The 23,518-nt window shown below is 57.3% G+C and carries 20 protein-coding genes; 14 read left to right on the forward strand and 6 right to left on the reverse strand.

What is annotated here, in order from left to right; translation table 11 throughout:
* Positions 1 to 264: 264 nt before the first annotated feature.
* The 5 genes from CJF39_RS20375 to CJF39_RS20395 all read right to left on the reverse strand — a co-directional run bounded on the left by CJF39_RS20375 (position 265) and on the right by CJF39_RS20395 (position 5,584).
* The gene (locus tag CJF39_RS20375; protein WP_094995069.1) at positions 265 to 999 is read right to left on the reverse strand and encodes a phosphoadenylyl-sulfate reductase; all 735 of its coding nucleotides are present in this window, start codon (positions 997 to 999) and stop codon (positions 265 to 267) included.
* A 68-nt stretch (positions 1,000 to 1,067) separates the two neighbouring features.
* Complete coding sequence (pabB, locus tag CJF39_RS20380) at positions 1,068 to 2,411, reverse strand: aminodeoxychorismate synthase component I (protein WP_094995092.1); 1,344 nt, start codon at positions 2,409 to 2,411, stop codon at positions 1,068 to 1,070.
* A gap of 115 nt (positions 2,412 to 2,526) precedes the next feature.
* Positions 2,527 to 3,510 (reverse strand): alpha-L-glutamate ligase-like protein, encoded by a 984-nt coding sequence (locus CJF39_RS20385; RefSeq protein ID WP_094995070.1) that lies wholly within the window; start codon positions 3,508 to 3,510, stop codon positions 2,527 to 2,529.
* Positions 3,510 to 5,042: an inactive transglutaminase family protein gene (locus tag CJF39_RS20390; protein WP_094995071.1), complete on the reverse strand. Its 1,533-nt coding sequence runs from the start codon at positions 5,040 to 5,042 to the stop codon at positions 3,510 to 3,512. The genes CJF39_RS20385 and CJF39_RS20390 overlap by 1 nt, the downstream gene beginning before the upstream one ends.
* A gap of 5 nt (positions 5,043 to 5,047) precedes the next feature.
* Positions 5,048 to 5,584, reverse strand: a complete 537-nt coding sequence (locus CJF39_RS20395) for an ATP-dependent zinc protease family protein (protein WP_094995072.1) — start codon at positions 5,582 to 5,584, stop codon at positions 5,048 to 5,050.
* Between the two features lie 283 nt (positions 5,585 to 5,867).
* On the opposite strand from CJF39_RS20395, the gene CJF39_RS20400 reads away from it, so the two are divergent.
* The 6 genes from CJF39_RS20400 to prpD all read left to right on the forward strand — a co-directional run bounded on the left by CJF39_RS20400 (position 5,868) and on the right by prpD (position 14,285).
* Positions 5,868 to 6,590, forward strand: a complete 723-nt coding sequence (locus CJF39_RS20400; RefSeq protein WP_094995073.1) for a GntR family transcriptional regulator — start codon at positions 5,868 to 5,870, stop codon at positions 6,588 to 6,590.
* Positions 6,587 to 7,474 carry a methylisocitrate lyase gene (gene prpB, locus CJF39_RS20405; RefSeq protein ID WP_094995074.1) on the forward strand — a complete coding sequence of 296 codons (888 nt, stop codon included), beginning with the start codon at positions 6,587 to 6,589 and terminating at the stop codon, positions 7,472 to 7,474. The genes CJF39_RS20400 and prpB overlap by 4 nt, the downstream gene beginning before the upstream one ends.
* Before the next feature lie 133 nt (positions 7,475 to 7,607).
* Complete coding sequence (gene prpC, locus CJF39_RS20410; RefSeq protein ID WP_094995075.1) at positions 7,608 to 8,735, forward strand: bifunctional 2-methylcitrate synthase/citrate synthase; 1,128 nt, start codon at positions 7,608 to 7,610, stop codon at positions 8,733 to 8,735.
* Positions 8,736 to 8,812: 77 nt separating this feature from the next.
* A complete protein-coding gene (gene acnD / locus CJF39_RS20415) occupies positions 8,813 to 11,404 on the forward strand; it encodes a Fe/S-dependent 2-methylisocitrate dehydratase AcnD (RefSeq protein WP_094995076.1) in 2,592 nt (863 codons plus the stop codon).
* Positions 11,405 to 11,449: 45 nt separating this feature from the next.
* Positions 11,450 to 12,640, forward strand: coding sequence for a 2-methylaconitate cis-trans isomerase PrpF (gene prpF / locus CJF39_RS20420; RefSeq protein ID WP_094995077.1), 1,191 nt, complete (start codon positions 11,450 to 11,452; stop codon positions 12,638 to 12,640).
* A gap of 160 nt (positions 12,641 to 12,800) precedes the next feature.
* Entirely contained in the window at positions 12,801 to 14,285 is a 1,485-nt protein-coding gene (gene prpD, locus CJF39_RS20425) for a 2-methylcitrate dehydratase (RefSeq protein WP_094995078.1), read from the forward strand.
* Between the two features lie 78 nt (positions 14,286 to 14,363).
* Here the strand turns inward: prpD and ppsR are convergent, their stop codons facing one another.
* Entirely contained in the window at positions 14,364 to 15,182 is an 819-nt protein-coding gene (gene ppsR / locus CJF39_RS20430; protein ID WP_094995079.1) for a posphoenolpyruvate synthetase regulatory kinase/phosphorylase PpsR, read from the reverse strand.
* 177 nt (positions 15,183 to 15,359) lie between these two features.
* On the opposite strand from ppsR, the gene ppsA reads away from it, so the two are divergent.
* The 8 genes from ppsA to CJF39_RS20470 all read left to right on the forward strand — a co-directional run bounded on the left by ppsA (position 15,360) and on the right by CJF39_RS20470 (position 23,432).
* Positions 15,360 to 17,735, forward strand: coding sequence for a phosphoenolpyruvate synthase (gene ppsA, locus CJF39_RS20435; RefSeq protein ID WP_094995080.1), 2,376 nt, complete (start codon positions 15,360 to 15,362; stop codon positions 17,733 to 17,735).
* Positions 17,736 to 17,840: 105 nt separating this feature from the next.
* Positions 17,841 to 18,869, forward strand: a complete 1,029-nt coding sequence (locus CJF39_RS20440; RefSeq protein WP_094995081.1) for an alpha/beta fold hydrolase — start codon at positions 17,841 to 17,843, stop codon at positions 18,867 to 18,869.
* A gap of 150 nt (positions 18,870 to 19,019) precedes the next feature.
* Positions 19,020 to 19,511, forward strand: coding sequence for a ribonuclease E activity regulator RraA (rraA, locus tag CJF39_RS20445; RefSeq protein ID WP_094995082.1), 492 nt, complete (start codon positions 19,020 to 19,022; stop codon positions 19,509 to 19,511).
* Positions 19,512 to 19,535: 24 nt separating this feature from the next.
* The gene (locus tag CJF39_RS20450; protein WP_094995083.1) at positions 19,536 to 20,531 is read left to right on the forward strand and encodes a CorA family divalent cation transporter; all 996 of its coding nucleotides are present in this window, start codon (positions 19,536 to 19,538) and stop codon (positions 20,529 to 20,531) included.
* 63 nt (positions 20,532 to 20,594) lie between these two features.
* Positions 20,595 to 20,840 (forward strand): hypothetical protein, encoded by a 246-nt coding sequence (locus CJF39_RS20455; RefSeq protein ID WP_047276304.1) that lies wholly within the window; start codon positions 20,595 to 20,597, stop codon positions 20,838 to 20,840.
* 2 nt (positions 20,841 to 20,842) lie between these two features.
* Entirely contained in the window at positions 20,843 to 21,667 is an 825-nt protein-coding gene (locus tag CJF39_RS20460; RefSeq protein WP_047276302.1) for a mechanosensitive ion channel family protein, read from the forward strand.
* Between the two features lie 90 nt (positions 21,668 to 21,757).
* Entirely contained in the window at positions 21,758 to 22,348 is a 591-nt protein-coding gene (gene sigX / locus CJF39_RS20465) for an RNA polymerase sigma factor SigX (protein WP_094995084.1), read from the forward strand.
* 106 nt (positions 22,349 to 22,454) lie between these two features.
* Complete coding sequence (locus tag CJF39_RS20470; RefSeq protein WP_094995085.1) at positions 22,455 to 23,432, forward strand: OmpA family protein; 978 nt, start codon at positions 22,455 to 22,457, stop codon at positions 23,430 to 23,432.
* The last annotated feature ends 86 nt before the right edge of the window (positions 23,433 to 23,518 follow it).

The raw sequence follows: 23,518 nt of genomic DNA on the forward strand, positions 1-23,518 counted from the left end.
CGTTAGTTCAGTCGGTTAGAATACCGGCCTGTCACGCCGGGGGTCGCGGGTTCGAGTCCCGTCCGCTGCGCCATATTCGGAACACAAGCCCCTTGAACGCTTGTGATCCACAAATAGCCTGCCATGTGCAGGCTTTTTTGTGCGCGTGTGTTTTGTGGTTTGCTGCCAGAGTTTCTGCGTTGGCGTAGAGGTAATTGAATCGCTGCGCGCCTGCTTAACCTCACGCAGTCCTGCGGCAGTTGCACAGGACTGAGGGTTTTAAGGTCAGTGTTTGGCGATCAAATTACCAGCATGCAGGCCACATTCCTTTTGCGTAGCTTCTTCCCACCACCAGCGGCCTTCGCGCTCGTGCTGGTTAGGCAGGACTGGGCGGGTGCAGGGCTCGCAACCGATGCTGATAAAGCCTCGTTCGTGCAGGCTGTTATAGGGCAGCTCCAACATGCGGATGTAACCCCAGACTTCCTCGCTGGTCATTTGCGCCAACGGGTTGAATTTGTACAGCGGGCGCTCCGGGGTCGAGAAGGCGCCGTCGATTTCCAGTGCGGCGACCTGACTGCGAGTGCCCGGGCTTTGATCGCGCCGCTGGCCGGTCGCCCACGCTTTGACGCCAGCCAGCTTGCGGCGCAGCGGTTCGATTTTGCGCACGCCGCAGCATTCACCGTGGCCGTCTTTATAGAAGCTGAACAAGCCTTTTTCTTTGACGAATGGCTCCAGTAGGCGTTGATCTGGCGAAATCAGCTCGATCTGCAGGTTGTAGTGTTCGCGGACCTGCTCAATGAAACGATAGGTTTCGGGGTGCAGGCGTCCGGTGTCGAGGCTGAACACTTTAACGTTTTTGTTGAGTTTCCAGGCCATGTCCACCAGCACCACGTCTTCGGCGCCGCTGAATGAAATCCAGAGTTCGTCGCCAAAATGCTGAAAGGCGAGTTTGAGAATGTCTTGCGGGGATTTGCTGGCGTATGTCGCGGCGAGTTCCGCGACGTCGAACGGGTGGCTCATCAGGCGGCTTCCTACAGTCAATGGCGCTGGGCGCTCTCTAGTGGCGCGATGTTAGCAAATACGGTGTGTTACAGGGCTTGCAGCGTGTCGAGCAACACTTTCACTTTAGTGATGGACTCTTGATATTCGGCTTCCCAGTCCGAGTCCGCGACAATACCTCCTCCTCCCCAGCAGCTCACGCGACCGTCCTTGATCAGCAGCGTGCGAATGGCGATGGAGCTGTCCATCTCGCCGCGTACGTCGAGGTAAAGCAACGAGCCGCAATAAATACTGCGACGGGTGGGCTCCAGCTCGTCGATGATTTGCATGGCGCGGATCTTGGGTGCGCCGGTGATCGAGCCGCCCGGAAAGCTGTCGCCGATCAGGTCCAGCGCGTCTTTATCCGCAGCCAGCTCGCCCGTGACACTGCTCACCAAGTGATGGACGTTGGGGTAACTTTCGAGATTGAACAGCTCCGGCACGCGGACCGAACCTGTGCGGCAGGTGCGCCCGAGGTCGTTGCGCAGCAGGTCGACAATCATCAGGTTTTCAGCGCGATCTTTAGCGCTGGCAAGCAGTTCGGCGGCGTTGGCCGTATCTTGCGCGGCGTTCTTGCCGCGTGGGCGGGTGCCTTTGATCGGACGGGTTTCGACCTGCAGGTTGCTGACCCGTACAAAGCGTTCCGGCGACAGGCTGACAATTGCGCCTTGCGCGGGTAATTGCATAAAGCCGGAAAAGGGCGTCGGGCACGCCGCGCGCAGAGCGCAATACGCCGTCCATGCGTCGCCTTGGCAGTCGGCGCTGAAGCGTTGGGTGTAATTGACCTGATAGCAGTCGCCGGACTGAATGTATTGATGCACTTGAGCAAGGGCGTGTGCGTACTGCTGAGTGCTGATGTCCGGCCGCATCGGTTGTTTCAGGCGGAAAGGTACTTCCAACGGGCGTTGAAGCACGCTGAACTGCTCAATCAGGCGTTTGCGTTCACTGGCCTCCAGCGCGGGATGAAAAACCAATTGGCTGGTTGCGTGCCGGTGGTCGCTTATCAGTGCCCACGGGTACAGGCCCAAGCGTGCATCCGGTAGCTGCAGGTCGTCCTGAGCCAGCGCCGGAAGCTGTTCGAGTTGACGCCCGAAGTCGTAACTCAAGTAGCCGATGAGACCGCCCGCGAACGGCAGTTCGTACTCGGGCGGGATCTGCGCCTCGCCCAGTTGGCACAACTGGCCGCGCAAACGTTGTAAAAATGCGCGTCCTGATTCCTCTGGCTGACGTTGCAGTGTGTGAAGGGGCCAGGCACTCATGATGTCGTAACGGCCACGCTCGGCGTCGGGTCGTCCACTGTCCAGCAAGACCGCGCCGGGAGCGTGGCGTATGGCAGCAAAGTAATCGGCCGGGTTGGCGAGGTAAGGCAGTGGATGAACGGAGCAGGTCAACATGCGCAGCAAATCAGCCATCGAAACGGGGAGGGGATTGTAGGCCTGTGTCGGTGGGTAAATCCATGAAACCGTTCAGGAGCGAGCGTGTCTTGCGTGGCCCGCTCGCTCCTGCTGGTCAGGTGTTAGGGGGGATGTGCCCGAACATTTCCTGAGCAAAACGGACCCGCTCTTCAACGGTTTCCTTGATGCCTTTGGCTGCCAGGGCTTCAACGTGGGCCTCGACTGCGTGGGTGCGCAGTGTCAGGCCGCAGTCGTTGGCGATCTGGATGTTCAGGCCCGGGCGGGCATTGAGTTCCAGAATTAGCGGGCCTTTATCCTGGTCCAGCACCATGTCCACACCGATGTAGCCCAGTCCGCACAGTTCATAGCAACCGGCGGCCAGCTTCATGAAGCCATCCCAATAAGGCAGTTGTACGCCGTCCACCGCGTTGGTGGTGTCGGGGTGTTTACTGATGATGTTGTTCAGCCAGGTGCCGCGCAAGGTCAGGCCGGTTGCGAGGTCAACACCGACGCCGATGGCGCCTTGGTGAAGGTTGGCTTTGCCACCGGATTGACGGGTCGGCAAACGCAGCATCGCCATTACCGGGTAGCCCATCAGCACAATGATGCGGATGTCCGGTACGCCTTCGTAGCTGATGCTTTTGAAGATCTGGTCGGGGGTGACGCGGTATTCGATCAGGGCGCGGTCGCGGTGCCCACCCAAGGAATACAGCCCTGTCAGGATGCTGGAGATCTGATGCTCAATTTCTTCATGGCTGATGATCTTGCCCGAAACGGTGCGAAAGCGGTCTTCGAAACGGTCGGCGATCACCAAGATGCCATCACCGCCTGCGCCTTGCGCAGGCTTGATCACGAAGTCGCTGCGCCCGCCGATGATCTCGTCGAGCTTTTCGATTTCTTTCTCGGTGGAAATCACGCCATACATCTCCGGCACGTGAATGCCGGCCTTGATGGCGCGTTCCTTGGTGATGATCTTGTCATCCACAATCGGATACAGGCTGCGTTTGTTGTACTTGAGTACGTAGTCCGCATTGCGCCGATTGATGCCCATGATGCCCCTGGCTTCCAGGGCCTTCCAGGTCTTCCAGAAGCCAAACATCAGGAGTCAGCCTTCAAAAAGGCTTTGAAACGGACCAATTCGGTCAGGCGGTAGCCGCGGTAGCGACCCATGGCCAGCATGAAGCCTACGAGAATCAGCAGCACTGCCGGGAAGGTGAACACGAAGTACACCAGCTCCGGAATGCTCATCACCAGATACGCCAGGGTGGCAGCGAACAGGGTGCCGATTGCGACCTTCATCGCATGCCCGGCGCCTCGCTCCTCCCAAGTGATCGACAGCCGTTCGATAGTCATGGTCAGAATCACCATCGGAAACAACGCGACCGAAAGTCCGCGTTCAAGGCCCAGCTTGTGGCTGAACAGGCTGATGGCGGCAATCAGTATCACCACAAATGTCAGTACCACGGACAGGCGAGGCAGCATCTGCAGCTTCAGGTGCTCCAGGTACGAGCGCAACATCAACCCGAGCGCGGTTATCACTGTAAACAGGATGATGCCGAACCCCAGTTGTGTTTCGCGGAACGCCAGTGCAATCAGTACCGGGGTAAATGTGCCCAGGGTTTGCAGGCCGATCAGGTTGCGCAATACCAGAATCACCAGCACGCCAATCGGGATCATCACCATGATCATGAACGTTTGCTGGGTTTGTAACGGCAGGCCGTACAGCGAATATTCGAGGAAGTTGGCGTCGGTGTTCTCGTCGGTCAGTTTGGCCAGGCGGATGGCGTTCATCTCGCTGTTGTTCAGGCTGAACGTTACGTTGGCTTTTTTGCCGCCATCGACGCTAATCATCGGCTCGTCGCCCGTCCACCACAGCAGGCGGTCGGATGGCAGGCCCTGTTCGCCGGTTTCCGGGTTGAAGTACAGCCAGTCGTTACCGTTGAAGCTGCGCAACCACAGCTCCGGGGTTTGCGGCTGGTCTGCTACCAGGCGGATGGTGTGGACTTTTTCCAGTGGTACGTGGGCAATCGACAGCAAAAGCTCGATGATTTGTGCTTTGTGTGGCGTCGACGGATCGCCCGCCAGCAGCAGTTTCACGTTGTCATCGTTCGGGTTGTTAACCCGCTTGATGGTTTCGCTGATGAAGGTTTCAACGTCGGCCGAGTGCTGGCGGATCGGTGCCAGCAAGGCTTCGGCGGCGATTTTTTCTGGCCCTTCGACAGCGATGCTGTCACGGAATACCGGGCCTTTGACCTTGGTTTTGTCGCCGGTGTAACGCTTGGTCAACACCAGGCGGTAGTAAAGGGTTTGCTTGCCGCTAACGCGACGGGCTGACCACGTGACTTTGCGATTGCCGTCTACCCGATTGACGCTCACCCCGTAATTGTTGGAGATGAAGCTTTCATTGAGGCTGACGTAGTCGCGGTTCAACGGCGGTACGAACATCTGGATCTTGACCGGATCCTTGGAACTGGCAACGAATTCGACTTTCGCGTCGATGTTCCACAGGTCATCCGTTGCGTCTTCGGTCACCGGGATGCCGATGACGAAAATCTGGTAGGCCGTAATCGAAATGCCCAGCACCACAAGGATGGTAATCAAGACTTTCAGGTGAAAGGTAAGAGCGCGCATTTCAATTACTCTGCGGTTTGAGCGGTGGCGGCGCAGGCAGGTTTGCCAGCAGCGTATTTAAGGCTTGGGTCGACCAGCGCATCAAAGCGTTTGAGCGCTTCGGAGCCAATCAACAGCGGGTATTGGAACGCGCTTCGGTCGGTCAAGTTCACTTCGATGGTGCGTAAAGCTTTGCCCATACAAATTTCCAGGGCAATGACCGGCCGCAATGTGTAGTTCTTGTCCGACTCAGGGTCGTAATCCCCGGAGCGACGCTTGATCTTGCTTACCCGTGCCAACGGGCGTTCGATGGGATGCGAATGGGCATCATCAATGGCCAGATAAAAGCGTACCCAGCTCTCGCCGTCGCGTTTGAAGCGTTTGATGTCGCGGGCGCTCAGTGAGGCGGTTTTGGCGCCAGTGTCGAGTTTGGCGGCCACTTGCAGGTTGATACCTGCCAGTTCGGCGTATTCATTGAGGCCGTAAACGGTTTTTTCGGCGCCAAGGCTCAGGCCCGGCAACGCCAGCAGGCAAAGACATATAAAGAAGGAGGGAAATTTCATAAATCCGGGGGCAGTCTCTTGCAGTCTTCAGTTCAAGGCGACTGGCAATACAGCGCAAGCGTCCTCGTGCGGCTGCCCTGTTCAAAAGGGCAAGGCTGATGCGGTCGGCATTCTAGCATGATGGTTTTATGACGCCAGCGCCCAAGCCGTTCGGCGCGTGGTCTGTGGCTGTCGATTCAACCAAGGTCTTATTCGTAGATTGTCGACAATCCTTATTTATTCTTTGACTATAAGGTCTTGAATAGCTAATTTTGACGCTATTGATTTTCAAGGTGTCGACAATATGCTGGATTCGCTCGAAAGTGCCGCGCTGGCCCAAGATGACTCGGAAACCTTGTCCGAGAACGTCTTCAGGCGTATTCAGGCCGCTATCGTCCAAGGCGATATTGCGCCGGGTAGCAAAATTTCCGAGCCGGAGCTGGCCCGCACCTACGGCATCAGTCGCGGGCCGTTGCGCGAGGCGATCCACCGTCTTGAAGGTCAGCGCCTGTTGGTGCGGGTGCCGCATGTGGGCGCGCGGGTTGTGTCCTTGAGCCATGAAGAACTGATTGAGCTCTACGAAATTCGCGAATCCCTTGAAGGCATGGCCTGCCGTCTGGCTGCAGAACGCATGAGCGATGAAAACATCGCGGAACTGCGCCGTGTGCTCGAAACCCATGAGCGCGATGCAGCATTTCAGGCAGGTGTGGGGTATTACCAGCAAGAAGGCGACTTCGATTTTCATTACAAAATTATTCAGGGCAGCGGCAATCGCACCCTGACCCAGATGCTCTGCGGTGAGCTGTATCAACTGGTGCGCATGTACCGCATCCAGTTTTCCACCACCCCGAATCGCCCGCACCAGGCATTCGCTGAGCACCACCGGATTCTCGATGCCATTGCCGATCGCGACGGCGAACTGGCCGAGTTATTGATGCGTCGCCACATTGGCGCGTCCAAACGCAATATTGCGCGTCACTATCAAGACAGCGCCCAGCAGACAGCCACTCCACGAGGTGAGTCATGAGCAATAAAAACAGTCCAGGCCAACGTTTCCGTGATGCAGTCGCCAATGAACATCCCCTGCAAGTGGTGGGCGCCATCAATGCCAACCATGCTTTGCTGGCCAAGCGCGCCGGGTTCAAAGCGATCTACTTGTCCGGTGGCGGGGTAGCGGCGGGTTCGCTGGGTGTGCCGGATCTGGGCATTACCGGTCTGGATGACGTACTGACCGATGTGCGTCGCATCACGGACGTTTGCGACCTGCCATTGCTGGTGGATGTCGACACGGGTTTTGGTTCTTCGGCGTTCAACGTGGCGCGTACTGTCAAGTCGATGATCAAGTTTGGCGCTGCCGCTATCCACATCGAAGATCAGGTGGGCGCCAAACGTTGCGGCCATCGCCCAAACAAAGAAATTGTCTCGCAACAAGAGATGGTCGATCGCATCAAGGCCGCTGTGGATGCGCGCACCGATGACAGCTTTGTGATCATGGCGCGTACCGACGCGCTGGCGGTCGAGGGGCTGGAGTCTGCGCTGGAGCGTGCTGCAGCCTGCGTGGAAGCGGGCGCCGACATGGTGTTCCCGGAAGCCATTACCGAACTGGAGATGTACAAACTGTTTGCCAGTCGCGTTAAAGCGCCGATTCTGGCCAACATCACCGAGTTTGGAGCCACCCCGCTGTACACCGTGGATCAACTGCGCGACGCCGATGTGTCGCTGGTGCTGTACCCGTTGTCGGCCTTCCGCGCCATGAACAAGGCGGCGGAAAACGTCTACGGTGCGATTCGCCGCGACGGCACCCAGCAGAATGTGATCGACACCATGCAAACCCGCATGGAGCTGTACGACGCCATTGACTACCACGTGTTCGAACAGAAGCTCGACGCGCTGTTTGCCAGCAAAAGGTAAGACGGCTTCTAACCGGATTGACCTGACGTCCGGGATTGCTGTCGAGCCTCGCGGGGCTCGATACGCACCAAGGGCGTAACAAATTAATAAGTTCTTGCCGAATCCCTAACAAATTCAAGATTGGAGAAGCGCAATGGCCGAAGCAAAAGTATTGAGTGGTGCCGGATTACGCGGCCAGGTGGCCGGGCAAACGGCGTTGTCGACCGTAGGTCAGGAAGGGGCCGGTCTCACCTATCGCGGTTATGACGTGCGTGAGTTGGCCGCCCAGGCGCGCTTTGAAGAAGTCGCGTACCTGTTGTTGTACGGCGAATTACCTACCGAGGCAGAGCTGGAGGCCTACACAAGCAAACTCAAAGCCCTTCGCGATTTGCCGCAAGCGCTGAAGGAAGTGTTGGAGCGTATCCCGGCTGACGCGCACCCGATGGATGTGATGCGCACCGGCTGCTCGTTCCTCGGCAACCTCGAACCCGAGCAGGACTTTTCCCAGCAACGCGACAAGACCGACCGCTTGCTGGCGGCCTTCCCAGCGATCATGTGCTACTGGTATCGCTTCAGCCACGACGGGGTGCGCATCCATTGTGTGACTGACGAAGCCTCGATTGGCGGCCATTTCCTACACCTGCTGCACGATAAAAAGCCAAGCGACTTGCACATCAAAGTGATGAACGTGTCGCTGATTCTGTACGCAGAGCACGAATTCAACGCGTCGACCTTTACTGCCCGCGTCTGCGCCTCAACCCTGTCCGATCTGTATTCGTGCATCACGGCGGCCATCGGTTCGTTGCGTGGCCCGCTGCATGGCGGCGCGAACGAAGCAGCCATGGAGATGATCGAGCGCTTCAGTTCCGCCGACGAAGCCATCAAAGGCACGCTCGGTATGCTCGAACGCAAAGACAAAATCATGGGCTTTGGTCACGCCATCTATAAAGACAGCGATCCGCGCAATGAAGTGATCAAGGACTGGTCGAAAAAACTGGCGGAAGAAGTGGGGGACACGGTGCTGTTCCCGGTATCCGAAGCCATCGACAAAACCATGTGGGAGCAAAAGAAACTGTTTCCCAATGCCGACTTCTACCATGCCTCGGCGTATCACTTCATGGGCATCCCGACCAAGCTGTTCACCCCGATTTTTGTCTGCTCACGCCTGACCGGCTGGGCCGCGCACGTGTTCGAGCAGCGCGCCAACAACCGCATCATTCGCCCGAGCGCCGAGTACATCGGCGTCGAACAGCGCAAGTTCGTGCCAATCGAACGTCGCTGACCGCAGGGCCGCCCATGCCAGCCCGGCAGGCGCCGCGTGTGGCGGCCCCGACCTAACCGTGATCGAGTCCCATGCCAATGAATACTGAATTTCGTAAAACACTTCCGGGCACCCGGCTGGATTATTTCGACACCCGCGCGGCGGTCGATGCGATCAAGCCCGGCGCCTATGACACGCTGCCGTACACCTCGCGCGTGTTGGCTGAAAACCTGGTGCGTCGCTGCGATCCGGCCACCCTCAATGCTTCGCTGAGCCAGCTGATTGAACGCAAGCGTGACCTCGACTTCCCGTGGTTCCCGGCCCGGGTGGTGTGCCACGACATCCTCGGACAGACCGCGTTGGTGGACCTTGCCGGCCTGCGTGACGCCATTGCCCAGCAAGGCGGCGACCCGGCGCAAGTGAACCCTGTGGTGCCGACCCAACTGATCGTTGACCATTCACTGGCAGTGGAATGTGGCGGTTACGACCCCGAGGCGTTCGAAAAGAACCGCGCCATCGAAGACCGCCGTAACGAAGACCGTTTCCACTTCATTGAATGGACCAAGAAAGCCTTCAAGAACGTCGACGTGATCCCGCCGGGCAACGGCATCATGCACCAGATCAACCTGGAGAAAATGTCGCCGGTGATTCAGGTGCGTGACGGCGTGGCGTTCCCCGATACGTGCGTCGGTACCGACAGCCATACTCCCCATGTCGACTCGCTGGGTGTGATTGCCATTGGCGTCGGCGGGCTGGAAGCCGAAAGCGTGATGCTGGGCCGTGCGTCGTGGATGCGCTTGCCCGAGATCGTTGGTGTTGAGCTGACCGGCAAGTTGCAGCCAGGCATCACGGCCACGGACATGGTGCTGGCCCTCACGGAGTTCCTGCGCAAACAAAAAGTGGTCGGCGCCTGGCTGGAGTTCTTCGGTGAAGGCGCTGCGGCGTTGACCCTGGGCGACCGCGCGACGATTTCCAACATGGCCCCGGAATATGGCGCCACGGCGGCGATGTTCTATATTGACCGGCAGACCATCGACTACCTCAAACTGACCGGACGCGAAGACCAGCAAGTGCAGTTGGTCGAGCACTACGCCAAGGTCAGCGGCCTGTGGGCCGACAGCCTTAAAGACGCGCAATATGAGCGCCGCTTGAGTTTTGATCTGTCCAGCGTTGTGCGCAACATGGCAGGCCCGAGTAACCCGCATGCCCGGGTCGCCACCACTGATCTGGCTGCCAAAGGTATCGCCGGTCAATGGGAGGATGTGCCGGGGCAAATGCCGGAGGGTGCGGTCATCATTGCAGCCATCACCAGTTGCACCAATACCAGCAACCCGCGCAACGTGATCGCAGCGGGCCTGATTGCTCGCAACGCTAACCGGCTGGGGCTGACCCGCAAACCGTGGGTCAAATCTTCGCTGGCGCCGGGCTCGAAGACCGTTGCGTTGTACCTCGACGAAGCTGGACTGACCGATGAACTGGAGCAGTTGGGCTTTGGTGTCGTGGCGTTTGCCTGCACCACGTGCAATGGCATGTCGGGTGCGCTGGACCCGCACATTCAGCAGGAAATCATCGACCGCGACCTGTACGCCACGGCTGTACTGTCGGGTAACCGTAACTTCGACGGGCGTATTCACCCCTACGCCAAGCAAGCGTTTCTCGCCTCGCCGCCCTTGGTGGTTGCCTACGCGATAGCGGGAACCATCCGTTTTGACATCGAGAAAGATGTATTGGGTCTGGACGCCAACGGCAACGAAATTCGCCTCAAAGACATCTGGCCAAGCGACGAAGAAATCGACGCAGTGGTCAAGGCGGCGGTCAAACCGGAACAGTTCCGTCAGGTCTACATCCCGATGTTTGCAATCCATGAAGACACCGGACCGAAGGTTGAGCCGCTGTACGACTGGCGCCCGCAAAGCACCTACATTCGCCGCCCGCCGTACTGGGAAGGCGCACTGGCCGGTGCCCGCCCACTCAAAGGGATGCGCCCGTTGGCGGTGTTGCCCGACAACATCACCACTGACCACCTGTCGCCGTCCAACGCGATCATGCTCGACAGCGCTGCGGGTGAATATCTGGCGAAAATGGGCCTGCCGGAAGTTGACTTCAATTCCTACGCGACTCACCGTGGCGACCACTTGACTGCCCAGCGCGCGACGTTTGCCAACCCGAAACTGTTCAATGAAATGGTCATCGAGGACGGCAAAGTCAAACAGGGCTCGCTGACTCGACTGGAGCCTGAAGGCAACGTGATGCGCATGTGGGAAGCCATCGAGACCTATATGGAGCGCAAGCAGCCGCTGATCATTGTCGCCGGCGCCGATTACGGGCAGGGATCTTCCCGCGACTGGGCGGCCAAGGGCGTGCGTTTGGCGGGTGTGGAAGCCATCGTCGCTGAAGGCTTCGAGCGTATCCATCGCACGAACCTAGTGGGCATGGGTGTCCTGCCGCTGGAGTTCCTGCCGGGCACCAACCGCAAAACCCTGCAACTGGATGGCAGCGAAATTTACGACGTGATTGGCGAACGTACCCCGCGTGCCACGCTGACGCTGGTCATCACCCGCAAAAACGGCGAACGCGTCGACGTGCCGGTGACGTGCCGTCTGGATACCGCCGAAGAAGTCTCGATCTACGAAGCTGGCGGCGTGTTGCAGCGTTTCGCGCAGGACTTCCTGGAATCGGCCTCCGCGTAATCACAGCGCCGGGGCGCCTCGCCCCGGCCTTAACAGGACTGTGTCATGGCTTATGCAGCGCAAATCAAAATCCCTGCGACGTATATGCGGGGCGGAACCAGCAAGGGTGTTTTTTTCAGTCTCCTCGACCTCCCGGCGGTCGCACAGGTGCCCGGCGCGGCCCGTGATGCCTTGCTGCTGCGGGTGATCGGGAGCCCGGACCCGTACGAAAAGCAAATCGACGGCATGGGCGCAGCTACATCCAGCACCAGTAAAACCGTGATTGTGAGCAGAAGTTTGCGTGCGGATCACGACGTCGATTATTTGTTTGGTCAGGTCGCCATTGACAAGCCATTCGTGGACTGGAGTGGCAACTGCGGCAACCTGTCTGCAGCTGTCGGCTCATTTGCCATCAGCAGCGGCTTGGTGGACGTGGCGCGGATTCCGCAGAACGGCACCGCAGTGGTGCGAATCTGGCAAGCCAATATCGGGAAAACCATCATTGCCCATGTCCCTATCACGGACGGTGAGGTGCAGGAAACGGGCGACTTTGAGCTGGATGGGGTGACGTTTCCTGCGGCCGAAGTGCAGCTGGAGTTTCTTGACCCGGCGGCGGATGAAGACGGAGCCGGCGGCTCAATGTTCCCTACCGGTCATGTGGTTGATGAACTGGACGTTCCAGGTGTCGGCACCCTGAATGTGACCATGATCAATGCGGGTATTCCCACCATTTTTGTTAATGCCCGCGACATTGGTTACAGCGGCACCGAATTGCAAAACGACATCAACAGTGACGCCAAGGCCTTGGCCATGTTCGAGACCATTCGCGCTCACGGCGCATTGCGCATGGGGCTGATCGGTACTCTGGAAGAGGCCGCCAAACGCCAGCACACCCCTAAAGTCGCGTTTGTAGCCGCGCCTGCGGATTACGTGTCGTCCAGCGGCAAGGCCGTCAAGGTGCAGGATGTGGATTTGCTGGTGCGGGCGCTGTCGATGGGCAAGTTGCACCACGCCATGATGGGCACGGCCGCTGTGGCGATTGGCACGGCGGCCGCCATTCCCGGCACGTTGGTGAACCTGGCGGCAGGCGGCGAAACGCGTGATGCCGTGCGTTTTGGCCACCCGTCAGGGACGTTGCGCGTCGGCGCACAGGCGCAGCAGGTCAACGGTGAATGGACCGTCACCAAAGCCATCATGAGCCGCAGTGCGCGTGTGCTGATGGAAGGCTGGGTGCGGGTGCCGGGCGATTCGTTTTGACCGCATGACCCTTTGCCCCCACCCCGACCCTCTCCCGTCAGATGAGGGGCGGGGGAGGGGCCAAGGTGTCTAGGGACTGTCGAGCGGGCACTTGAGACCCGCAACACCATGATTAACCTGAGGATGGAACACACCACTCACTGACTTTTTGGAGGCACCCATGAGCGCCAACGTCGACCTCAACAACCGTCCGGACTATGACCGGGTTTTGCAGGACATTGCCGATTACGTCCTCAATTACCGCATCACGTCGCAAGAAGCCCTGAACACTGCCCGCCTTTGCCTGATGGATACATTGGGGTGCGGTTTGTTGGCGCTGCGCTTTCCTGAGTGCACCAAGCACCTCGGGCCGCTGGTTGAAGGCACCGTGGTGCCGTTCGGGGCGCGGGTGCCCGGTACGCCGTACCGTCTCGATCCCGTAAAAGCGGCGTGGGACATCGGTTGCAGTGTGCGTTGGCTGGATTACAACGACACCTGGCTGGCCGCAGAGTGGGGGCACCCTTCGGACAATCTGGGCGGGATTCTGGCGGTGGCCGATCACCTGTCACAACAGCGCGTGGCCAAAGGTCAAACGCCCCTCACGGTGCGCGCCGTGCTCGACGCAATGATCATGGCGCATGAGATTCAGGGCGTGATCGCGCTGGAAAATTCGTTCAATCGAGTCGGCCTCGATCATGTGTTGTTGGTGAAAGTCGCCTCGACAGCCGTGTGTGCCAAGCTGATGGGGGCCACCCGCGAACAGCTGTTGTCGGCGCTGTCCCACGCATTTGTGGACGGTCAGGCATTGCGCACGTATCGCCATGCCCCCAACGCAGGTTCGCGCAAATCGTGGGCGGCGGGGGATGCCACCAGCCGCGGTGTGCGCCTGGCCGACATTGCGCTGAAAGGAGAGATGGGTATCCCGGGTGCTCTGACGGCGCCGCAATGGGGTTTTTATGATGTGCTCTTTAGCCATACCAACAAGGACCTGGCACTCAAGCCCGAAAGCCAGCGTGCGTTCAAGTTGTCGCAACCCTATGGCACGTATGTAATGGAAAACGTGTTGTTCAAGATCAGTTTTCCGGCGGAGTTTCATGCGCAAACTGCCTGTGAAGCGGCCGTTACCTTGCATCCGCAGGTCAAGGATCGGCTGCATGAGATCGAGAAAATCGTTATTACCACCCATGAATCAGCGATCCGGATCATTTCCAAGCAGGGCAAGCTCGCCAACGCGGCAGATCGCGATCATTGCATTCAATACATGACTGCCGTGCCGCTGGCGTTTGGCAATCTGGTGGCTGAACAGTACGAAGACGATTTCCATGCGGCGCATCCGATCATTGATGAGTTACGGGAGAAGATGCAGGTCGTCGAAGAGCCGCGTTTTACCCGGGAATACCTGGAGGCAGACAAGCGGTCGATTGCCAACGCGGTGCAGGTTTTTTTCACCGATGGTTCCAGCACTCAGCAAGTGGTGGTGGAGTACCCGATCGGCCATCGTCGGCGCCGGGCGCAAGGTATTGCGCTGCTGGAAGAGAAGTTCAAAAGCAACTTGGCGACGCGTTTTGCACGCCAGCGTTGTGCGCAGATTTTTGAGTTGTGCAACGATCAGGCGCAACTTGAGTCGACGCCGGTCAATGAGTTTGTCGATAAGTGGGTCATTTGACCCGCACGCTTGCGCAGGCTGCGATCGGGCTATAAGACACCCTTTTTTGCAGCCTGCGCCAGTGCGGCAAGATGAGGTCTATTTGAAGCGGCGTTCCACGCCTTTCTCAACCAGAATTTTGGCCGAGATTTCCTCTACGGAAAAATGGGTGGAGTTGATGTGCGGGATGTTTTCGCGCTTGAACAGGTTTTCGACTTCGCGCACTTCGAATTCGCATTGGGCAAAGCTGGAGTAGCGGCTGTTGGGCTTGCGTTCGTTGCGGATGGCGGTCAGCCGGTCCGGGTCGATGGTCAGGCCGAACAGTTTGTGTTTGTGCTCGCGCAAGGCGGCGGGCAGCTTCAGGCTTTCCATGTCGTCTTCGGTCAGCGGGTAGTTGGCTGCGCGGATGCCGAATTGCATGGCCATGTACAGGCAGGTTGGGGTTTTGCCGCAACGCGAGACACCCACCAGAATCAAGTCAGCCTTGTCGTATTTGTGTGTACGGGCGCCGTCATCGTTGTCGAGGGCAAAGTTCACCGCTTCGATACGCTCCATGTAGTTGGAGTTGTGGCCGATGGAGTGCGATTTGCCGACCGAGTAAGAAGAGTGTTCGGCCAACTCTTGTTCCAGTGGGGCGAGGAAGCTGGAGAAGATGTCGATCATGAAACCATTGGAGGTCGCGAGGATTTCACGAATGTCCTGATTGACGATGGTGTCGAAGATTATCGGACGAACTCCGTCTTTTTCGGCGGCGTTATTGATTTGTTGTACCATTGCCCGCGCTTTATCGGCGCTGTCTATATAAGGCCGCGTGAACTTGCTGAAGGTCACATTTTCGAATTGGGCCAACAAACTCTGGCCGAGGGTTTCGGCGGTGATGCCGGTGCCATCGGAGATAAAGAAAGCAGATCGTTTCATTTGCGCCTTGGGCCTTAAGCTGGTGACGATTCTTGGATATGATAGGCGCGATTTTGTCGGCCTCAGTGTCAGGCAGTGTCACTTATTTTCCAGGTCCAGGCCACATTCGCTGCGATGCCGCCCTGTAGAGCGTCCAGCGCCCTGAGCTTTTCCAACACAGTTAGTGGAGAGATCACCTTGGTAGAGTACGTAGTTTCCCTCGATAAGCTCGGCGTCCATGATGTAGAGCATGTGGGGGGCAAGAACGCATCCCTCGGCGAGATGATCAGTAATCTTGCAGGCGCCGGTGTTTCGGTACCCGGTGGTTTCGCCACCACGTCTCAGGCCTATCGCGATTTTCTTGAACTCAGCGGTTTGAACGATCAGATCCACGCTGCGCTCGACGCGCTGGATGTTGATGACGTGAACGCACTGGCCAAAACCGGCGCCCAGATCCGTCAATGGATCATGGAAGCCGAGTTCCCGGAGAAGCTCAACGCTGAAATTCGCACTGCGTTCGCCACCTTGTCCCAGGGCAATCCCGACATGGCTGTGGCCGTGCGCTCCTCAGCCACCGCTGAAGACTTGCCTGACGCGTCGTTCGCCGGTCAGCAAGAAACCTTCCTTAATATCCGTGGTGTAGAAAACGTGATTCGTGCGACCAAGGAAGTGTTTGCTTCCCTGTTCAACGACCGTGCGATTTCTTACCGCGTGCACCAGGGTTTTGACCATAAGCTGGTCGCCCTGTCTGCTGGCGTACAGCGCATGGTGCGTTCTGAAACCGGGACCGCAGGCGTAATGTTTACCCTGGATACCGAATCGGGTTTCCGTGACGTGGTCTTTATCACCGGCGCTTATGGTTTGGGCGAAACCGTCGTACAAGGCGCGGTCAACCCGGATGAATTCTACGTGCACAAACCTACGCTTGACGCAGGCCGTCCTGCGATTTTGCGCCGTAACCTGGGCAGCAAAGCCATCAAGATGATCTACGGCGACGAAGCCAAGGCCGGTAAATCGGTCAAGGTGATCGACGTCGAGCCCGCTGATCGTGCACGTTTTTGCCTGAGTGACGCTGAAGTCTGCGAGTTGGCCAAGCAAGCGATGATCATCGAAAAGCACTACAAGTGCCCGATGGACATTGAGTGGGCCAAAGACGGCGATGACGGCAAGCTGTACATCGTTCAGGCGCGTCCTGAAACCGTGAAAAGCCGTTCTCAGGCCAATGTCATGGAGCGTTACTTGCTCAAGGAAACCGGCACGGTCCTGGTAGAAGGCCGCGCCATTGGCCAGCGCATCGGCGCTGGCAAGGTCCGCATCATTAAAGACGTGTCTGAAATGGACAAGGTTCAGCCGGGCGACGTGCTGGTGTCCGACATGACCGACCCGGACTGGGAACCGGTGATGAAGCGCGCCAGCGCTATTGTCACCAACCGCGGCGGACGCACCTGCCACGCGGCGATCATCGCCCGTGAACTGGGGATCCCGGCGGTCGTGGGTTGCGGCAATGCCACTCAGTTGTTGAAGGACGGCCAAGGCGTAACTGTTTCGTGTGCCGAGGGCGATACCGGCTTCATTTTTGAAGGCGAGCTGGGCTTCGACATCAAGAAAAACTCCGTGGATGCCATGCCGGAGCTGCCGTTCAAAATCATGATGAACGTGGGCAACCCGGACCGCGCCTTTGATTTCGCGCAGTTGCCGAACGCCGGTGTGGGCCTGGCCCGCCTGGAGTTCATCATCAACCGTATGATCGGCGTGCACCCCAAGGCGCTGCTGAACTACGACGGTCTGCCGCAGGACATCAAGGAAAGCGTCGACAAACGCATCGCCGGTTACAACGACCCGGTCGGCTTCTATGTTGAAAAACTGGTAGAAGGCATCAGCACACTGGCAGCGGCATTTGCACCGAAGAAGGTGATCGTGCGCTTGTCGGACTTCAAGTCCAACGAATACGCCAACTTGATTGGTGGCAAGCTGTACGAGCCGGAAGAAGAAAACCCGATGCTGGGTTTCCGCGGCGCCTCGCGTTACATCAGCGAAAACTTCCGTGACTGCTTCGAGCTGGAATGCCGTGCCTTAAAGCGTGTGCGCAATGAGATGGGCCTGACCAACGTCGAAATCATGGTGCCATTCGTGCGTACCTTGGGCGAAGCGAGTCAGGTAATCGACTTGCTGGCCGAAAACGGGCTTAAGCGTGGCGAAAACGGCCTGCGCGTCATCATGATGTGCGAGCTGCCGTCCAACGCGATCCTGGCTGACGAGTTCCTCGAATACTTCGATGGTTTCTCCATTGGTTCCAACGACCTGACTCAGCTGACGCTGGGACTTGACCGCGACTCGGGTGTCATCGCGCATTTGTTCGACGAGCGTAATCCGGCAGTTAAGAAGCTGCTGTCCAACGCCATCCAGGCTTGTAACAAGGCTGGCAAGTACATCGGTATTTGCGGTCAGGGCCCATCTGATCACCCGGATCTGGCGCGCTGGTTGATGGAGCAAGGCATTGAAAGTGTGTCGTTGAACCCGGACACCGTGCTGGAAACCTGGTTCTTCCTGGCCGAAGGTCAAGCCAAGGCTTGAGCCGTTAAATGAGGGGCGGGGCAGTCCAGTGATTGCCCTGTCCTTATATAAGCAGTGGTAGGGCGAGTTCCTGTATGGGGTCGCCCTTTTTTGTGCAAGAGCATTATGCAAAGCAGCAGTCATTTATTTCCCGTTGCCCTGATCAGCGCCGAGCGTCGGGGCGATCTGAGCGAAGACGTGTATCGCTTGAAACCCGCCAACAGTCCGGATGCGTCCGTTGAATTGGCGGTCACCCGTCTGGGCATGGCAGATGCCGGGCTGGCGCGGGGCGTGCCCGTGATCCTGTTACACGGCAGTTTCTCCAATCGACGTTTCTGGTACTCCCCAAAAGGTGTCGGGCTTGGGGCGTATCTGGCCCGTGCCGGCTTTGATGTGTGGCTACCCGAGATGCGTGGTCACGGCCTGTCAGTGCGCAATCAACAGTGGCGTAACAACCGTGTGGCGGATTATGCGCGTTACGACTTGCCAGCGATTGCTGCCTTTGTGCGTGAGCAAAGTGGGCAGGTCCCCCACTGGTTAGGTCATTCTCAGGGCGGTGTCACATTGGCCGCTGCGTTAGGCGGCCAGTACATGGGCGAACCGGCAGTCGCGTCTGCAGCGTTTTTTGGCTGTCAGGTCAATCGCCGCTATTGGCTGTTAAAAATTCCGCCGGTGGAGTGGGTCGCTCATCTGTTGCTCAAGCGCTGCGCACAACTGTCGGGCGTTCGCCTCAAGCGTGGACCGGAAGACGAGCCGATTGGCATCGCGCTGGAAAACTTGCGCTGGAACGGTTTTTTGGGGCGCTTCAAAGGTGCCGGACGCGATTGGTGGGCCGGGCTGGCTGAGGTTCGTTTACCGATCATGGCTGTTGCGGCCGCGGGCGACTTGAAAACCCCGGAATGGGCTTGCCGCGCGTTGTATGACCAATTGGGATCAGAGCAGCGAACATTCATGACCTTGGGGCGTGCGCAGGGTTTCAGTTCGGATTTTGGTCATGTCGAAATGCTGGTCAGTGAAACTGCTCAAACCGAGGTTTGGCCAAAGGTGCTCAATTGGTTGCAAAGCCGGAGCGCGTCGCAACCACGTGAAGTCGCTGAGGAAAGCGAAGCGCCACTGCTGGGGTTTCGGCAGGATGAGGTTGCGGCTACTATGTGACGCCCTTTGAGGTTCTGGTCATATTGTGTGACCCGTTCCTTGCTGTGTTCTGACATACGGGCAACTTTTAAAGCCTCACGCCGTGGTGGCGTCTATACCCTTAGAACCCTTTCGCTTCTTCCTGCTGTGCCTTTTTTCACAGGAGTTTCCATGAACCACTACATCACTCCCGATTTGTGCGATGCCTACCCTGATCTGGTTCAAGTGCTTGAGCCGATGTTCAGCAACTTTGGCGGGCGCGATTCATTCGGTGGCGAAATCGTCACGATCAAGTGTTTTGAAGACAACTCGCTGGTTAAAGAGCAAGCAGAGCTAAACGGTAAAGGCAAAGTACTGGTGGTCGACGGTGGTGGCTCACTGCGTCGAGCCTTGCTGGGTGACATGATCGCTGAAAAAGCGGCGAAAAACGGTTGGGAAGGCCTGGTCATTTACGGTTGCATACGGGATGTAGACGTCATCGCGCAAACTGATCTGGGTGTCCAGGCGTTGGCCAGTCATCCGATGAAAACCGATAAGCGCGGGGTGGGCGACCTTAACGTTGCGGTCACGTTTGCAGGCGTCACATTTCGGCCAGGTGAATTTATTTACGCCGACAATAACGGCGTCATTGTTTCGCCTACTGCTTTGAAAATGCCGGAATAACGGCGTAACCGCTAAGGATCACGGATGTTCGAGGAAGACAACGCCCAATGGGGCCTGGTGCATGCATTGGTGCTGGACGGTGAGGGCGGTGCTCGCCCGATTGCCCGCACCGAGCTCAATGAGCTTGCGTTGCAAGCCCATGAAAGCCTCTGGTTGCATTGGGATCGCAGTCATCCTCAAACCCAGAGCTGGCTGCGTAACTCTAGCGGCCTGAGCGAGTTCAGCTGTGACTTGCTGCTGGAAGAAAATACGCGCCCGCGTCTGCTGCCTCTGCCCAACAACGAATTGTTGCTGTTTCTGCGGGGCGTTAACTTGAACCCCGGCGCTGAACCGGAGGACATGGTGTCGCTGCGTATTTTCGGCAGTGCGCAGCGGGTGATTTCACTGCGCATGCGGCCTTTGCGTGCAACCGATGAGCTGCTAAGCGAGTTCGATCAGGGCGAAGGGCCTAAGAACCCCGCCGAATTGATCCTTTATCTGGCTCAGCACCTGACATTAAAAGTGCAGGATCTGATTGGTGAGCTGTCTGAAATCGTCGATGACGAAGAAGATAAAATTGATGCCGACGAACGGTATACACCCGAGCATGGCGCTATTTTGCAGATCCGCAGAAGGGCTGCCGCACTGCGTCGTTTTCTTGCCCCTCAACGCGATATTTTCGGTCAGCTGACACGCACCAAGTTGCCATGGTTTACGGCCGATGATGCAGATTACTGGAACGAATTGAACAATAGTCTGACGCGCTACCTCGAGGAGCTCGAACTGACCCGCGAGCGCGTGGGGCTTGTGCTTGAGGCTGAAGACCGACGTTTGAACGTTCGCATGAGCCGCATCATGTATCGCTTCGGCGTGCTGACCGGCATCTTCTTGCCCATCACCTTTATTACCGGTTTGTTGGGCATCAACGTGGGCGGCGTTCCCTTCTCCAATGACCCTTATGGTTTTGCCGTGACCTGCCTTGTGATGTTGGTCATTGGTGTAGGGCAGTGGTGGTTTTATCGTCGTTTGCAGTGGCTTTAAAGCCACGGTATGTGACCTCATTCATGTTGCCCACGTCTTTCACTGACATACCGAGAGGTGCTTATGCACGATCCGTTTGAACAGTCCTTACGTGAAATGCTCAAGGCCGAGCCGTCCACCCGTGACGACGATGCCTGCTTGGGCCGTGTACTGAAAACCGCTAACCGTCAGGTGGGGGCGGGTGATCTTTTCAGTCTGCTGGGCCGTTGGGTGCAGGCACTGATGATTGCTTTGAACAGCGGTTCGGCTCATATTGCGCCCGTTTCGCGACGCAAACCTGCTGCTCGCCCTGCTGATAAGGCTGATTGAACATGGAACTTGATCTCTGGACCCAGAGCCTGGTTACGGCAATGACCGCCCTTTGGACCAAAATTGCCAACTTCATCCCGAACCTGTTCGGGGCGCTGGTTGTTGTATTGCTGGGCTTCGTGGTTGCAAAACTGCTTGATACCTTGCTGTCCAAGTTGCTCGCCAAGTTGGGCCTTGACCGTTTGATGGGTGGCACCGGCCTCACGAAAATACTGGGCCGTGCAGGGATCCAGGTCCCGATCTCCACACTGATCGGCAAAATTGTTTATTGGTTCATTCTTCTCATTTTCCTGGTTTCAGCAGCTCAGTCCCTTGGACTTGAGCGGGTTTCAGCTACGCTGGACATTTTCACGCTTTACCTGCCCAAGGTTTTTGGCGCGTTGCTGGTACTTCTGGTGGGTGTGTTGCTTGCGCAATTGCTCAACGGTCTGGTGCGCGGCGCGGCCGAAAGCGTAGGGTTCGATTATGCTGGCGGGCTGGGCCGCGTGGCTCAGGGTCTGGTCATCATCATCAGTATTTCTGTGGCCATCAGTCAGCTGGAGGTCAAAACTGACCTGCTGAACCATGTAATTGTCATTGTTTTGATTACCGTTGGTCTGGCAGTTGCGCTGGCAATGGGGTTGGGAAGTCGGGAAATTGCGGGTCAGATCCTTGCCGGGATCTATGTGCGTGAGCTGTATCAGGTTGGGCAAGACGTGCGTGTAGGTGAGATAGAAGGGCAGATCGAAGAGATCGGCACGGTTAAAACCACGTTGCTGACCGAGGAGGGTGAGCTAGTCTCCATCTCCAATCGGATCTTGCTGGAGCAGCACGTGACTAGCCGCTGATGCGGCAAACCCTGCTAATGTATGCCGCCGCAAATAAGCCTGTGTTCTCGGCTGTGGCGGACATTGACCTGACTGTCGGCACGACTCGTTTTGAATAAAGCCCAATCGCTATCCATGCGCTATGACCCCCGCGAACTCTCCGATGAGGAGCTGGTGGCGCGCTCGCATGATGAGTTGTTTCACGTCACGCGCGCCTATGAAGAGTTGATGCGGCGTTACCAACGAACTTTGTTCAACGTTTGTTCAAGGTATTTAGGGAACGATCGTGATGCTGACGATGTCTGTCAGGAGGTAATGCTTAAGGTGCTGTATGGCTTGAAGAATTTTGAGGGCAAATCGAAATTCAAGACGTGGCTATATAGCATCACCTACAACGAATGCATTACGCAGTATCGGAAGGAACGGCGAAAGCGTCGCTTGATGGACGCATTGAGTATTGACCCCCTCGAGGAAGCGTCTGAAGAAAAGACGCCGAAACCTGAGGAAAAGGGTGGGCTCGATCGCTGGCTGGTGCATGTGAACCCGATTGACCGTGAGATTTTGGTGCTGCGATTTGTCGCAGAACTGGAATTTCAGGAAATCGCAGACATAATGCATATGGGTTTGAGTGCGACGAAAATGCGCTACAAGCGTGCTCTTGATAAATTGCGTGAGAAATTTGCAGGCATTGCTGAAACTTAGTTCAGCGCAAATAGCTCTACGTGTAGGTAAGTTCTGATAGACTTGCCGCCGAGTTGTCCCCCGGTATGTGGGACTGCTTTACAATCACCAGATGGGGATTTAACGGATGAAACTGAAAAACACCTTGGGCATTGCCATTGGTTCCTTTGTAGCCGCAACTTCGTTCGGTGCCCTGGCACAAGGCCAAGGCGCGGTCGAGGGTGAACTGTTCTACAAAAAACAGTACAACGACAGCGTCAAGCACGTAGAAGACGGTTACAACCCAGGCGCATCGATCGGTTACTTCCTGACCGACGACGTCTCGTTGAACCTGACCTACGACAAGACTAACCACACCCGTTCGAACGACGGCACTGGCCACCAGAAAATCAAAGGCGACAACTTTGGTCTGAACGCTCAGTACCACTTCGGCACCGTGGGCGACGCTCTGCGTCCTTACGTTTCCGGTGGTGTTGCTCACAAGAGCATGACCAACGTAGAAGCTGACGGCCACAGCGGTCGTGACAAGTCGACTTTCCTGACTGCTGGCGCTGGTGTTAAGTGGTACATCACTGACAACCTGTTCGCCCGTGCAGGCGTTGAAGCTGACTACAAACTGGACAACGGCAAGTGGGACTACGCTCCTACTGTTGGCCTGGGTGTAAACTTCGGCGGCAACGGGGGTAAAGTAGCTCCTGCTCCAGTTCCAGCTCCAGCACCAATCGCTGAGCCAGAACCAGAAGCTCCAATCGCTGAAGTGGTTAAAGTTGAGCTGGACGTTAAGTTCGACTTCGACAAGTCGGTTGTTAAATCGCAGTACATGCCTGACATCCGCAACGTTGCTGATTTCATGAAGCAGTACCCAGCGACCACCACTACCGTTGCTGGTTACACTGACAGCGTTGGTCCAGACGCCTACAACCAAAAACTGTCCGAGCGTCGTGCTAACGCCGTTCGCGCAGCTCTGGTTAACGACGGTGTTGAATCCGGCCGCGTAAACGCAGTAGGTTACGGCGAAGCCAACCCAGTTGCTTCGAACGCAACTGAAGAAGGCCGTGCTCTGAACCGTCGCGTAGAAGCTACCGTTCAAGCAGAAGCTAAGTAATTTTTAGCTAGCCTGTTCAGAAAAGCCCGGCTCATGCCGGGCTTTTCTTTGCCTACGATTTAATCGTACTGTTTCAATCCGGCAGG

The sequence above is a fragment of the Pseudomonas lundensis genome (assembly GCF_002269125.1).
GTDB classification, from domain to species: Bacteria; Pseudomonadota; Gammaproteobacteria; order Pseudomonadales; family Pseudomonadaceae; genus Aquipseudomonas; species Aquipseudomonas lundensis_A.